Source organism: Ligilactobacillus animalis, from assembly GCF_009933595.1.
In the GTDB taxonomy this organism is placed as follows: domain Bacteria; phylum Bacillota; class Bacilli; order Lactobacillales; family Lactobacillaceae; genus Ligilactobacillus; species Ligilactobacillus animalis.
This window is the reverse complement of the sequence record NZ_CP047141.1, coordinates 1-13,884: the sequence shown is the minus strand read 5'-3', so window position 1 is coordinate 13,884 and position 13,884 is coordinate 1. Positions and strand designations below refer to the sequence as shown.

Below are 13,884 nucleotides of genomic sequence, written 5' to 3'. Positions count from 1 at the left end.
ATTTCTTGCATTTAAAAATTGCAATGTAACTATTATAGCCATGCATTCTGACTAAATTCAACCGAAAAAACACAATATATTGTAATTATAATTTTATTAAATCTATATATTGTGTGTAATTTGATTTTCAAACGTTGATTTTCCTAAGTTTTTCTTACGATATTTATATCTTTTTCTTAAAAGACAAGAATTGATTTCTGGTGGTAAAATTAAAATGTAGCTAGATATAAAATTAATGAGGTGTTTTAGAGATGAAATTAAAAAAATTAGCAACTGCATTCTTGGCAGGGCTGACCTTTTTAGGGGTAACTTTGACCAGTGCTCCCAAGGCTTTAGCCGCAAGTAGCAGTAATACGCATACGTTAAATTCCGCTTATGTCGTCTATGGAGCCGGCACGAGCCAAGAAGCACGCCAAAATTTAGCTAAAGTATTTGAAACTGATTCTTCGTTCAAGACTTTGACCGCTACCGCCGCTGATTACAACAAATATATCGCTAATGGCTCTAGCAATACGACTGACGCTGCAATGATCAGCTCAGTTGCGATCGCACCCGGAGATCCTGGTTCTGGGGTCAAGGTCAACATCAAAGACTACAATGGTTCTAACAATATCACCCAAGTAACTTCCCAACAATACGCAATGGTCGCTCAAATGGCGGGGGTAACAGATGTCAGCATCGTTGTGACCGCTAATCGTCCTGTTTCAGGTGAATCAGCCTTGACTGGGGTCTACAAGGCCTTAGCCGAAGATGGCGTTTCATTGAACACAGAAAACACAGCGACAGCCAATGAGATGCTTTCAGCGACCCAACCGGCGATCGACGCTAACAAAGATGACAAGACCTATCCTGGGAAACTGATGGCAGCTATTGGTGATGTTTCCAAGCAATTGGCCCAACAAAAACAAGACAACCAAGAACTAGCTACAAAACAAGACATTGAAGATATGTTAAATAAGGCTTTGGCTGACCGTGGCATTCAAAACCAAACGACCTCAGAGCAAGTAACACAGATCTCAGGCGCTTTGGTAAACTTCCAAAATTCACCGATCAGCTCAAGCAAGACATATATCAATAACGTGACGAACACGATCAATAACGTTAAAGATTCGACGGGTAATTTGATGAATAAGGCTAAAGACTGGGCTAACAGTGCTCAAGCTAAAGAAGCCGTTGAACAAGCAAAAGGCTGGTTTGCCCGCTTCATCGAATGGATCAAGAGTCTGTTTAATTAATAAGACCATACGGGAGAGCCCCCCAGCAGATACATTTGCTGGGGGGCTCTTTGCAACTAGGAACTCATATCGCAACCTATGCACCCTGTAATACGCCTAAAGCCGAAAAGATCCCAAGAGCGCACAATAAACCACCACTGATGACCCCTAACCACAAACGGCCACCAGAAAGCATATTTTTGCGATCTGCCACGACTAATTTGTGATAGTAGCGATATGTAGCATAAAGTTCAAACACTCCTAGAACAAAAATTATTGCACTTAAAACCAATCCTTTGACCATTTTTTCACCCTCGTTGCTATTTTATTCCATAATACCACATTTCTTCTATAAAGAGTGCTTGTCTCACCTGGGCGATATCACATATTATTATGGTGGGGCTAGTGTGCAGAAGATGACATTTATAAATTATGCTAGTTAATTCATAGAAATGAGGTCTAAGATGAAAAAAATCGTTTTTACCGATTTAGCTACTAATTTGTATGCCGCTCCATTTTTCACTACACTTGAATTTAATGGGCGGACATTTTACGGAACCAATCGCTAACTGCCACTTGCAATTTTATTTCGTAAAAATTCACTTGCTTTTGCGAAAACACAGTTTGAAGCAACACATCTCAAGCTCTTCGATGACCGCGACAATTTAATGCTTACCCTATTACCCGACCAGATCACCCAGGCTTGTCTGGGAATGTATTTGGCTAAGATCACGCTCCGACCGTTACCCAAACTGACTGAGCGTTTTATCTTTTCACTGATACTCGAGTTAGCTGACGACCGCCAGATCCAACTGTTAAATGGCGAGACTCAGGCGATCCCACAAGTGATATCTTGGCTTACCGACCAAAATATCAAAATCAATGATCCAATGCACCTAGCTTCTAAACTTGATGCGTCGACCACGATCGACTTTAGAAACTTTACCGTACTTTCAAACGGAACTGAATTTGCTAGGACTCTCGAGCTAAGCTAATTGAGCTATCGTCATCACTGAGCATGTGAGAACGCGGGATCTACTACAATGTTTTTACATCGTGGTAGATCCCGTGTTTTGTATTCGCGAACATAAAAAAACTCCGTGATCGGGGAAAATCACGGAGAAAAAGGTTATGTTATTGGGGAAATACTATCCTAAAGTAAATCTAAGATAGTTATCACTTACTACATAAAAAGGGGAGAAGATTGATTCATCATCAATCTACATATCTATAATACACCTAAATGACCCAAAATGGCTAACTTTTTTATTGATTTTTTCTTAAGAATTTAAATTATATTTTTTTCATAATAGATAACGTTCGGTTATTACATTTGAGTTTTCCACAACTTTATCCACACATAGGTCTATACCTTCATAAACAAAAGATTTACCACTAGAATCTTTAAAATCATTTTTCACTCTTTAACTTATAAATCGTATAATACCCAATAAAAAAATATAATAGTTCGTCTTTAAAAACGAAATTTTTAAAAACTTTTTTCAAAAAAATCGGCCAAACAAAAAAACGCCTCGCAATGAGACGTTTTTTGATTAATCTTCGGCAACGAATGGCAATAAGCCCATGATACGTGCACGTTTGATCGCAACTGTAAGTTTACGTTGGTTCTTTGCGCTAGTACCTGTTACACGACGTGGCAAGATCTTACCGCGTTCTGAGATGAAACGCTTAAGAAGATCTGTATCCTTGTAGTCGATGTATTCGATGTGGTTAGCAGCGATGAAGTCAACTTTACGACGGCGACGTCCGCCTCTTCTTTGTTGTGGCATTAGATTTCCCTCCTGTCAATTTTAGAATGGTAAGTCATCATCTGAGATATCGATCTGTTGACCACCGGCAAATGGATCAGCAGCATTGTTACTATTGTTTGTATTGGTATCAAAACCATTACCACCAAAAGCATCATTGGTCTGATTATTTGCTGGAGTCCCAAATGGATTAGATGACTGCATATCATTTGAAGGAGCTGAACCTTGCACATTAGCGTTACTGTTGCCGTGTTGGGCACGATACCTTTCTGATTCAGCCTTGGATTCCAAAAGTGAGAAATTCTCAGCTAAAACTTCAGTAACATAAACACGTTGACCTTGCTGATTTTCATAAGAACGGGTTTGGATCCGTCCTTCGATCCCAACTAAGGAACCTTTGTGGGTAAAGTTAGCAAAGTTTTCGGCTGCTTTACGCCACATTACGCAATTGATGAAATCAGCTTCACGTTGACCTTGTTGGTTAGTGAAACGACGGTCGATCGCGACAGTAAAGCTTGCCACGGCTGCCCCTGAAGGCGTGTAGCGCAGTTCAGGATCTCGGGTCAAACGACCTACTAGAACAACTGAATTGATCAAAGTTCATTTCCTCCTTTACTTTATTTATAGTCTATCTTAGTCTTCACGTTTAACGATCATGTGGCGTAAGATACCATCATTGATCTTGGAAAGACGGTCAAATTCGTTGATAGCGTCTGCGTTTTCAGCTTTGATGTTTACGATGTGGTAGACACCTTCTGTGAAACCACCAATTTCGTAAGCAAAACGACGCTTAGACCAGTCTTTTGATTCTACGATTTCAGCACCATCATTTTTCAAGATGTTGTCAAAGCGTTCAACTAATTCATTCTTAGCTGCTTCGTCAAGTGATGGGTTGATGATGTAAGTAATTTCATAATTTGTCATGACTGTTTGCACCTCCTTATGGACTATTGGTTCTTTATCTAATGTAAGAACAAGGAGAATCTAAAGCTAATTTTGTTTAGATACTCACGAAATAGAATTATAACATTATTAAACCTATTTTGCAAGGGATTTTGAACTACGGCTACACTTTATAAATACGCAATTGCTGGCGAAAATTTTTTCTTTTTTCAAAAAAATTTATTTCCGCTAATTATAGGTAAACACAAAAAAATAAAATATTTTTTAGTTGTAATGATTGACATTACATTTATAAAAAGATAAACTAAACTCATCAAGCAAATGTAACAAAAACAATTACAACCAAATGGAGGAATTTATTATGACAAAAGTTGCTGTAATTAGTGCTAACGGACGTGTTGGGAGCTTAGTCGTCAAAGAATTAGTCGAGCGTGGTTATGACGTAACTGGTTTTGGTCGTAAAGCGCAAAATACTACGGTCGCTCAAACATATATCCAAAAAGATCTGTTTGAGCTCACTAAAGCCGATCTTGCCGAATTTGAGGTCGTCGTTGATGCTTTTGGGACTTTTGCGCCTGAGACCCTTCATTTACACGTTGAAGTCATCAAGCACTTGACCGCTCTTTTAGCTGGGACCAAGACTCGTTTGCTCATCGTTGGTGGCGCTGGTAGCCTCTATGTTGACCCAGAACACAAGACTCAGTTAGTCGACACGCCAGATTTTCCAGCCGAATTTTACGCTTTAGCCAAAGCTCAAACTGATGCCTTGACCGAACTACGCAAACATGATGATGTTGATTGGACCTTCATCAGCCCCGCCGCTGATTTCCAAGTTGACGGAAAACGTACGGGTAAATATATCCTTGCTGGTGAAGAATTGACCCTTAACGACCGTGGTGAAAGCATCATCAGTTATGCTGATTACGCCCTTGCCATGGCCGATGAGATCCAAAACGGTGACCATATCAAAGAACGTATCAGCGTTGTCGGCAAATAATTATCTATAAACGCAAAAAATCCACAGCACTCCTAGGAGTACCGTGGATTTTTTTGTGGATAAATTATTTTTAGAATGAATTTTAGTTATCCACAGTTTTATTCTTCAGTCGTTTCTTCTTCCTCAGTGGATTCAGCTTCAACTTTAGCCATCGTTGAAACCTTAGCATCATCGTCTAAGTTGATCAACTTGACCCCAAGTGTTGCCCGACCAGTTTGAGAAACATTAGCGAGGTTAAAGCGGATCATGACACCCTTATCTGTGATGACCATGATGTCTTCATCCCCATTGACCGTTGTCATACCAGCGAGGTTACCGTTTTTAGCCGTGATATTTGTGGTCTTGATACCTTTACCACCACGCCCTTTGATCGGATATTCGCTAGCCGGTGTCTGCTTACCGAAACCTTTTTCAGAGATGACAAAGACTTTACTGTCAGGCCGTAAGATCGAGGCCCCGACAACATGATCTTCATCACGCAAGCGGATACCGCGGACCCCAGCTGCTGAGCGTCCCATTGGGCGGACAGCTGTTTCGGCAAAGCTGACGGCATAACCACCATGCGTTGCGATGATGATGTTTTGTTCACCATCTGTGATCGAAACATGGATCAATTCATCGCCATCGTGTAAGGAGATCGCCTTTAACCCATTCTTTCTGATATTGCCAAATTCAGTCACGGAAGTCCGTTTAACTGTACCTTTGACCGTAGTGAAGAATAAGAAGTGCGAATCGTCACGCTTATCAGCTTCAACGTTGATCACTGTTTGGATCTTTTCTTCTTTATCGAGATCTAGCAAATTGATCACCGGGATCCCTTTAGCAGCTCGACCATACTCTGGAACTTCATAGCCCTTCATGCGATAGACTTTACCCACATTCGTGAAGAACAACAATTCATCATGGGTCGAAGTCGTGATCAAGTGTTCAATGAAATCATCATCGTGCACGCCCATCCCTTGGACACCACGACCACCGCGCCGTTGTGCTTTAAAATCACTGGTTGGCAAACGCTTGATGTAGCCGTTATGCGTCAAGGTGATCACAACATTTTCTTCTTCGATCAAGTCTTCATCTTCAATGCTCAAGACTTCGCCGACCATAAGCTCAGTCCGACGATCATCTCCAAAGCGCTCTTGGATCTCCAATAATTCTTGGTAAATGATCTGATAGATACGTTCTTCGTGCGCTAAAATATCTTTGTAATCGGCGATTGCTTCCATCGTCTTTTGATATTCAGCTTCAACTTTTTCACGTTCCAGACCGGTCAAGCGAACTAAACGCATATCTAAGATCGCTTGGGCTTGTTTATCACTCAAATGATATTCATTCATCAAACGATCTTTAGCGATATCACCACTCTTAGAATTACGGATGATGTTGATGATCGCATCGATATGGTCTAGGGCGATCCGTAGACCTTCTAAGATATGTGCTCTTGCTTGCGCTTTTTTCAAATCAAATTGGGTCCGCCGCCGGATGACTTCTTCTTGATGCTTCAAGTAATATGTCAAGATCTGCTTTAGGCTCAAGACCCGCGGCGTTCCATTAACGATCGCCAACATGTTGAAGTTGAAGGCAGTTTGCATCAAAGTCAATTTGTATAAATTGTTCAACACAACTGAGGCACTGACATCACGGCGCACATCGATCGTGATGCGCATCCCTTCACGGTCAGATTCATCCTTGATATCGGTGATCCCTTCGATCTTCTTATCGCGCGCTAATTCAGCGATCCGTTCGATCAATTTAGCCTTGTTGACCATGTATGGTAACTCATGCACAATGATCTGTTCACGGCTATTTTTTAATTCCTCGATCTCAACTTTAGCCCGTAAAGTAACTGAGCCTTTCCCAGTCTCATAAGCCTTTCTGATCCCAGATTTGCCCATCACGATCCCACCAGTTGGGAAATCAGGCCCGGGCAAAGCTTCCATCAAGTCAGCCGTCGTTGCATCGGGATTTTCCATCAACACATGTAAGGCTGAGATAACTTCAGCCAAGTTATGGGGTGGGATATTTGTCGTCATCCCGACGGCGATCCCAGTTGCCCCGTTGACTAATAGGTTAGGGAAACGAGCAGGTAAAACTTCGGGTTCACGTTCGGTGCCATCATAGTTTGGCTGAAAATCGATCGTGTCCTTGTTGATATCACGTAACATCTCCAACGTGATCTTAGACATCCGCGCTTCGGTATAACGCATCGCAGCAGCCCCGTCACCATCGACCGAACCAAAGTTACCGTGACCATCGACTAAGAGATAACGGTAGCTAAAATCCTGCGCCATCCGGACCATCGATTCATAGATCGCCGAGTCCCCATGAGGGTGGTACTTACCCATAACATCCCCAACGATCCGGGCTGATTTCTTATATGGTTTATCCGGAGTCACACCTAATTCATTCATCCCGTATAAGATCCGGCGGTGAACAGGCTTCAAGCCATCACGCACATCAGGCAAAGCGCGCGCAACGATAACACTCATCGCATAATCTAAAAATGAGGTCCGCATGACTTTGGATAAATCAACATTGTTAATTCTGTTAGGTACTTCTACCACGTCCTGTGCCTCCACTTCTTTTCTTACTTTTTACATAAATTTCAAACTTATACACAGTTTATTCACACTAAACTGTGCATTATGTGCAGAACTTATTGCTCTGCTCTCATTAAACGTCCAAGTTATCTACGAAAGTCGCATTCTCTTCGATGAATTGACGTCTTGGACCGACTTGATCGCCCATCAACATTTCAAAGACTTCATTTGCTTCCATCGCATCCGATAATTCGACCCGCAAAAGGCGGCGGTTTTCTGGATCCATCGTAGTTTCCCACAATTGTTCAGCATCCATTTCACCCAGACCTTTGTAACGTTGGATAACTGGTTTTGGACTTGGTGGTAATTGACCTAATACTTCTTCTAATTCTTCATCAGTGTCGATGTAACGGATCATCTTGCCTTGGCGCACTTGATACAATGGTGGCTGTGCGATATAGACATAGCCCCGTTCGATCATTGGGCGCATGAAGCGGTAGAATAACGTCAACAATAAGGTTCTGATATGAGCTCCATCGACATCGGCATCGGTCATGATGATCAATTTGTGGTAATTTACTTTATCCACATCAAAGTCATCCCCAAAGCCTGTGCCTAAAGCTGTGAATAAGGAACGAATTTCTTCGTTAGCCAAGATCCGATCTAATGTAGCTTTTTCCACATTCAAGATCTTCCCACGGATCGGTAAGATAGCTTGGGTCAAACGTGAACGCCCTTGCTTAGCTGAACCACCCGCGGAGTCCCCTTCGACGATGAATAATTCTGAGATCTCAGGGTCTTTGCTGGTGTTATCCGCCAATTTTCCTGGCAAGTTTGAGATCTCGAGACCATTTTTCTTGCGTGTAACTTCACGTGCTCGTTTAGCTGCTACCCGCGCTTTGGCTGCCAACATCCCTTTTTCCACGATCCGGCGTGCTACATTTGGATTTTCCAGCATAAATTTGCTGAAAGTTTCGGAAAATGTCTTATCGGTCGCCGCTCTAGCATCGGAGTTACCCAATTTAGTCTTAGTTTGTCCTTCAAACTGTGGATCAGGGTGCTTGACGGAAACGACTGCGGTCAAACCTTCACGTACGTCTTCACCCGACAAGTTCGGTTCATTTTCCTTTAACTGCCCAGATTTGCGCGCATAATCGTTGATAACACGCGTCAAAGCAGTCTTGAACCCCGATTCATGGGTCCCACCTTCATAAGTGTGGATATTGTTGGTAAAGGTCAACAAGTTGGAGTGGAAATCATCTGTGTATTGTAATGCTACTTCAACTGTGATGCCTTTTTGTTGGCCTTCCACATAGATCGGTTCATCAAACAGAACTTCTTTGCCCTTGTTTAAGAATTCCACATAGTGTTTGATCCCACCAGCATAGTGGAATTCTTCGTGGGTCGGTTCTTCGGGACGCATGTCATCGATCGTGATCTTTAAGCCCTTGTTCAAAAAGGCTAATTCCCGGATCCGCGTCGTCAAAACTTTGATGTCATAGACAGTCGTTTCTGTAAAGATATCTGGATCAGGCAAGAAATGCACGGTCGTCCCGTGTTCATGTGGTTGACTTTGCCCCACGACTTCCATCACATGGTCGACTTTACCGAGTTTAAAGTCCATTCCATAGACGTTCGTATCGCCTTCACGTCTAACTTGAACATCTAAGCTCGTTGAAAGGGCGTTAACAACTGAGGCCCCGACCCCATGAAGACCACCGGAGACTTTATAACCGCCACCGCCGAATTTACCACCGGCATGAAGCACAGTAAAGACGGTTTCTAACGCTGGCCGGCCCGTTTTTTCTTGAATATCGACCGGGATCCCACGTCCATTATCTTTGACCGTGATACTGTTGTCTTTTTCCACGATCACATTGATCTCGTCGGCAAAGCCCGCTAAAGCTTCATCGATCCCATTATCGATGATCTCCCAGACTAAGTGGTGCAGACCTTGTGAGCTAGTCGAGCCAATGTACATCCCAGGACGCTTGCGCACGGCTTCTAAGCCTTCAAGGACTTGGATCTGACTGGCATCATATTCTTTGGCTTTTTCTTCCTTTACTTCTTCAAGCGTTTCTTTTTCTGTCACGTTTAGTACCCGCTACATCTCTTATGTAGACTGTCCTTTCTTGGATTTTTCATTTTTTGGATAAAATGTAACAACTTTATTTTTGTCTTCTGAAACCCAGTCGATATGATTTTCAGCCATTTCTGAATTTTCAGAAATCTGGCCATCATCAATATGAAAAATCTTTGGTTCTTTGATCAACTGTTGCGTAATATCATTTAATCCAGGTGTCGTTAAAAAGGTCTGGACGCGCCCTTGGATCGTCTTTAACAAATGTGTTTGACGATTGCCGTCAAGCTCAGACAACACATCATCAAGTAATAAGATCGGATATTCGCCCGTCTTATTTTTCATCAATTCGATCTCTGCCAATTTGACCGATAAAGCTGTGGTCCGCTGTTGTCCCTGTGAACCATAGATCTGAACATTTTGTCCGTTGATCTTAAAAACAACATCATCGCGATGTGGGCCTAAAAGGGTCGTACCTTGAAAAATTTCTTTTTGTTGTAAATCTGCAAAACCTTTTTTTAATGCTTCGGTAATTTCATTTTCAGTAGCCTCGCTTGGTTCTTTCAAGCTACTTTCATAACTAAAAGCTAACTGCTCTTTGTCCTGTGTTATCTGACTATGGATCTCTTTTGCATAGCGCTCAAGTTCCGCTAAAAATTCTAGTCGTTTCACAATGATCGCCCCAGCAAATTGGGCTAATTGTTCCGATAAGACCTCTAAATAGAGCGTATCCGTCGCCTTTTTTTGCTGGAGTTGTTTTAGATAATTATTTCGTTGCTTTAAGATCGTGCGGTACCGCGTCAAATTATAGAGGTAGCGTGGATCGATCTGACCAAATTCCATATCGATGAACCGCCGTCTGATCGCAGGTGATCCCTTGACCAAGCTGAGGTCTTCGGGCGCAAATAAGATCACGTTCAAGTTACCGATATACTGAGATAAGCGAGCTTGCTCGAGATGATTGACTTTGGCCTTCTTACCCTTACGGCTCAAACTGATCTCTAAGGGTAAGCTGCCTAACTTCCGCATCACCCGTCCACTTAAATATGCCTCTTTTTGTTTAAAGCTGATCAACTCACGATCATTATTGGTCCGGTGGCTACGCGCCATTGCTAAAACATAGATCGCCTCTAACAGATTAGTTTTGCCCTGAGCGTTTTTTCCGATCAAGACATTTATCTGGGGTGAAAATTTGACCGCTACCGTTTGATAGTTACGGAAATTGCGAAGTTCCAGCTCTTCTAAATACATTGTCTTAGCTAGCTTTCTTTCAATAGATAGCTGCCTTGATCTTTGATCTCAACACTATCCCCAGGATAAAGCTTGCGTCCACGGCGGTTTTCTGGCTCACCATTGACCAAGATGTCAGCAGCGTATTCTTGTAAGAACCACTTTGCCTGACCACCAGAAGAAACTAGATCCGCAATTTTAAGCAACTGGCCTAAGGTGATATGCGGTGTTTTCAAGTGAATTTCTTCTTTCAAAAAAATGCCTCGCTTTCCTTTTAGTACTCATTAAATTATACCTTTTTTAAAAACTAAACACAATCATGGAAACCAATTAAACGCGTTCTGAGCTAATTTGACCTATCTGAGTGTTATGACACCCTAGACAGTAAAACCTGCCCAGAAATTGAATATATGCGTTCTAAATTCCATTTATACCTTTCAGAGAAAAATAAAAAGCGAGCGGTCAAATTACCACTCGCTTTTGGCCTCTAAAGCACAAATATTTTAGACTGTTCGAACTGGGGTGATCAATTGGATGAATTCGCCTTGAGCTTCACTTGGGACCAAGATAAATGGACGCAATGGCATCGTGAAGTTCAATGTCACTTCACTTTGACCAAAGGAGCGCAAAGCATCTTTCATATAGTCAGGGTTAAAGGAGATATCTAGATCATTTCCTTCCAATTTGTTGAAAGTCAATTCTTCTTCAACATTCCCGACTTCAGGAGAATTGCTGTAAAGCGTTGCTTGGCTTGTACCAGCTTGCATCGACAATTTGACCACATTATTGCGACCTTCGTGGGAAAGCAATGAAGCACGTTCGATTGCACGTAAGAAAGCAGGCGCGTTGATCTCTAAAGTTGTTGTTGAGTTTTGTGGGATCAAACGTTCAGTGTCAGGGTAATTACCTTCAAGTAAACGCGAGTAGAAGGAAGTATTGCCCAAGATGAAGAGGATCTGATTTTCTGAGATCTGGATCTCGATGTCTTCACTTAGATCACCTAACATCTTAGCTAATTCATTCATTGATTGCCCTGGGACGATGATATCGTAATCAGCAGCACTATCACCATTTAAAGTGAGTTTTCGTTGGCTCAAACGGTGTGAGTCAGTTGCCACAGCTAAAAGTTGACCATCCTTGATCGCTAAATGGATCCCTGTCAAGATCGGACGTGTTTCTTGCTTGGAAGCTGCGATCACAGTTTGGTTGATAACTTGTTTTAGCACATCGCCTGGTAACGTCAATTGTTCCCGTGAATCGATCTCTGGTAAATGTGGATAATCATCGGGATCTAGACCGTTGATGATAAATTCTGCTGAACCAGATCTGATCGTGGCTTGGAAACGATCATTTACTTCAACACTCAAGCTATCTTCTGGTAACTTTTTAACGATCTCATTGAAGAAACGAGCGGGTAAAACTACGCTTCCTGTTTTTTCAATGTTCAAAGCTGCATTTTCATCTGCGATCGAGATCACTGTTTCGATCGAGATATCCGAATTACTACCTGTCATTGTCAAACCGTCTTCAGATAGATCGAGCCTGATCCCAGATAAGATCTCTAAGGCTGCTTTGGATGAGATAGCACGTTGAACATCATTTAGATATTGGATGAAAGCTGTTCTATGTACCGTAAATTTCATAAGGCAAAATACCTCCTGGTGGTTAAATATATATTATTAATAAAGTTAGTAGTAATAGTAGGGGCTGTTCATACTGTGGAAAAAGTCCAAACCCTTTGAAAAGCTAAGAAATCGCTTGTTGATAACTTGTGGATAACTTTTGAGGTTTATCCACATTGATCCACAGGTCGTTGTTAACTGCGTAATTCAGCTCGTAATTTATCGACATCTTTTTTGAGCTCGTTATCGCTCTTGAGCGCTTCACTGATCTTTTCATGTGCATGAATGACCGTGGTATGATCTTTGCCCCCAAATTCCTGTCCGATCTTAGGTAGTGAGGCTTCGGTCAATTCACGCGCGAGATACATTGCGATCTGGCGTGGGATCACGATCGTTTTGACCCGTTTTTTTCCTTTGAGTTCCGCCACAGTCACGTGGAAAAACTTCGCAACTTTTTCTTGGATCATCGCGATCGAAAGTTCTTTGTCCTGTGGGGCACCATTTAAGCTTTGCAAAGCTTCTGCAGCTAAGCTCGTTGAAACGGGCTGACCATTTAGCTTAGCATAAGCTTGGACGCGCATCAATGCTCCTTCCAATTCACGGATGTTGGAGTCGATCTGCCCGGCAATATAGCTCAAGGTATCGTCAGGGACTTGTAGGTGTTCGGCTTCGGCTTTGTTACGTAAAATCGCGATCCGAGTTTCCAAGTCGGGTGGGGTGATATCAACCGATAAGCCCCATTTAAAACGTGAGACTAAGCGTTGTTGCAGCTTAGGGATCTCGTTTGGTAGGCGATCTGAAGAAAGAACGATCTGCTTTTTATCATCGTAAAGAGCATTGAATGTATGGAAAAATTCCTCTTGTGTCCCAACTTTATCTGAGAAAAATTGGATATCATCGACCAATAAGAGATCAACATTGCGATATTCTTGGCGAAACTCTTCCTGATGCTTAGACTTGATCGAGTTGATGAAATCATTGGCGAAAGATTCGCTAGTTACGTATTTGACACGGGCGTTAGGGTTATTTTCTAACATCTGATGTCCGATCGCATGCATCAAGTGGGTCTTACCTAAACCAACTCCCCCATAAAAGAACAACGGATTATAGAAGACACCAGGCTCTTCAGCCACTGCAAGTGCGGCTGCGTGGGCCAATTGATTACCTTTGCCGACCACAAATGATTCAAAAGTATATTTGTCATTTAGTGGAGTGCTTTTTTTAGGTACAGGTTGCTTTGCTTCAAGTGACCTGACTTCGTCAGCTTCGGCCAAGGGATTGGGCTCGTCAACCGTCTTAACTAGGATCGTGATCTTAGTTGAAAGATTATCTGCAAGCAGTGAAGTGATCTGAGGAATAATGTTTTGTTTCCAGTAGTCTTGGTGCAATTTAGAAGCCACTTCAACGACCAAAGTATTATCGGTGAGCTGTAGTGGTCGTGCAGATGCGATCCAAGTGGTAAATGCGATCGGCGAAAATTCAGCTTCGAATTTATCGCGAATATACTGCCATAAAGTTTCAAGATCGAGCAC

Annotated in this window: 13 protein-coding genes; 3 read left to right on the top strand and 10 right to left on the bottom strand. The window is 42.3% G+C overall.

Annotated features, from left to right (window positions below; genetic code table 11):
- The first annotated feature begins 251 nt into the window (after positions 1 to 251).
- Positions 252 to 1,235, top strand: coding sequence for a DUF1002 domain-containing protein (locus GSR62_RS00065; RefSeq protein WP_035447000.1), 984 nt, complete (start codon positions 252 to 254; stop codon positions 1,233 to 1,235).
- Positions 1,236 to 1,311: 76 nt separating this feature from the next.
- Here the strand turns inward: GSR62_RS00065 and GSR62_RS00060 are convergent, their stop codons facing one another.
- Positions 1,312 to 1,518: a hypothetical protein gene (locus tag GSR62_RS00060; RefSeq protein ID WP_066023738.1), complete on the bottom strand. Its 207-nt coding sequence runs from the start codon at positions 1,516 to 1,518 to the stop codon at positions 1,312 to 1,314.
- 364 nt (positions 1,519 to 1,882) lie between these two features.
- On the opposite strand from GSR62_RS00060, the gene GSR62_RS00055 reads away from it, so the two are divergent.
- Positions 1,883 to 2,209, top strand: coding sequence for a hypothetical protein (locus GSR62_RS00055; RefSeq protein WP_036687233.1), 327 nt, complete (start codon positions 1,883 to 1,885; stop codon positions 2,207 to 2,209).
- A gap of 558 nt (positions 2,210 to 2,767) precedes the next feature.
- On the opposite strand, the gene rpsR is transcribed toward GSR62_RS00055, so the two are convergent.
- The 3 genes from rpsR to rpsF are packed head-to-tail and all read right to left on the bottom strand — an operon-like array spanning position 2,768 to position 3,907.
- Positions 2,768 to 3,004, bottom strand: a complete 237-nt coding sequence (gene rpsR, locus GSR62_RS00050) for a 30S ribosomal protein S18 (RefSeq protein WP_003695889.1) — start codon at positions 3,002 to 3,004, stop codon at positions 2,768 to 2,770.
- A 21-nt stretch (positions 3,005 to 3,025) separates the two neighbouring features.
- The gene (gene ssb / locus GSR62_RS00045; RefSeq protein ID WP_010690103.1) at positions 3,026 to 3,580 is read right to left on the bottom strand and encodes a single-stranded DNA-binding protein; all 555 of its coding nucleotides are present in this window, start codon (positions 3,578 to 3,580) and stop codon (positions 3,026 to 3,028) included.
- 36 nt (positions 3,581 to 3,616) lie between these two features.
- Positions 3,617 to 3,907 carry a 30S ribosomal protein S6 gene (gene rpsF / locus GSR62_RS00040; protein WP_004049701.1) on the bottom strand — a complete coding sequence of 97 codons (291 nt, stop codon included), beginning with the start codon at positions 3,905 to 3,907 and terminating at the stop codon, positions 3,617 to 3,619.
- Between the two features lie 340 nt (positions 3,908 to 4,247).
- Here rpsF and GSR62_RS00035 point away from each other — a divergent pair, with 340 nt between their 5' ends.
- Positions 4,248 to 4,883, top strand: coding sequence for an NAD(P)-dependent oxidoreductase (locus GSR62_RS00035; protein WP_066023739.1), 636 nt, complete (start codon positions 4,248 to 4,250; stop codon positions 4,881 to 4,883).
- A 98-nt stretch (positions 4,884 to 4,981) separates the two neighbouring features.
- On the opposite strand, the gene gyrA is transcribed toward GSR62_RS00035, so the two are convergent.
- From gyrA to dnaA, 6 genes are all read right to left on the bottom strand, one after another.
- The gene (gene gyrA / locus GSR62_RS00030) at positions 4,982 to 7,444 is read right to left on the bottom strand and encodes a DNA gyrase subunit A (protein ID WP_035447011.1); all 2,463 of its coding nucleotides are present in this window, start codon (positions 7,442 to 7,444) and stop codon (positions 4,982 to 4,984) included.
- 109 nt (positions 7,445 to 7,553) lie between these two features.
- Entirely contained in the window at positions 7,554 to 9,512 is a 1,959-nt protein-coding gene (gyrB, locus tag GSR62_RS00025) for a DNA topoisomerase (ATP-hydrolyzing) subunit B (RefSeq protein WP_010690100.1), read from the bottom strand.
- A gap of 21 nt (positions 9,513 to 9,533) precedes the next feature.
- Positions 9,534 to 10,751, bottom strand: coding sequence for a DNA replication/repair protein RecF (recF, locus tag GSR62_RS00020; RefSeq protein ID WP_035447014.1), 1,218 nt, complete (start codon positions 10,749 to 10,751; stop codon positions 9,534 to 9,536).
- Positions 10,752 to 10,759: 8 nt separating this feature from the next.
- Positions 10,760 to 10,984 (bottom strand): S4 domain-containing protein YaaA, encoded by a 225-nt coding sequence (gene yaaA / locus GSR62_RS00015; protein ID WP_010690097.1) that lies wholly within the window; start codon positions 10,982 to 10,984, stop codon positions 10,760 to 10,762.
- A 249-nt stretch (positions 10,985 to 11,233) separates the two neighbouring features.
- Positions 11,234 to 12,373 carry a DNA polymerase III subunit beta gene (gene dnaN, locus GSR62_RS00010; RefSeq protein WP_066023740.1) on the bottom strand — a complete coding sequence of 380 codons (1,140 nt, stop codon included), beginning with the start codon at positions 12,371 to 12,373 and terminating at the stop codon, positions 11,234 to 11,236.
- Between the two features lie 173 nt (positions 12,374 to 12,546).
- Positions 12,547 to 13,884: a chromosomal replication initiator protein DnaA gene (gene dnaA / locus GSR62_RS00005; protein WP_066023741.1), complete on the bottom strand. Its 1,338-nt coding sequence runs from the start codon at positions 13,882 to 13,884 to the stop codon at positions 12,547 to 12,549.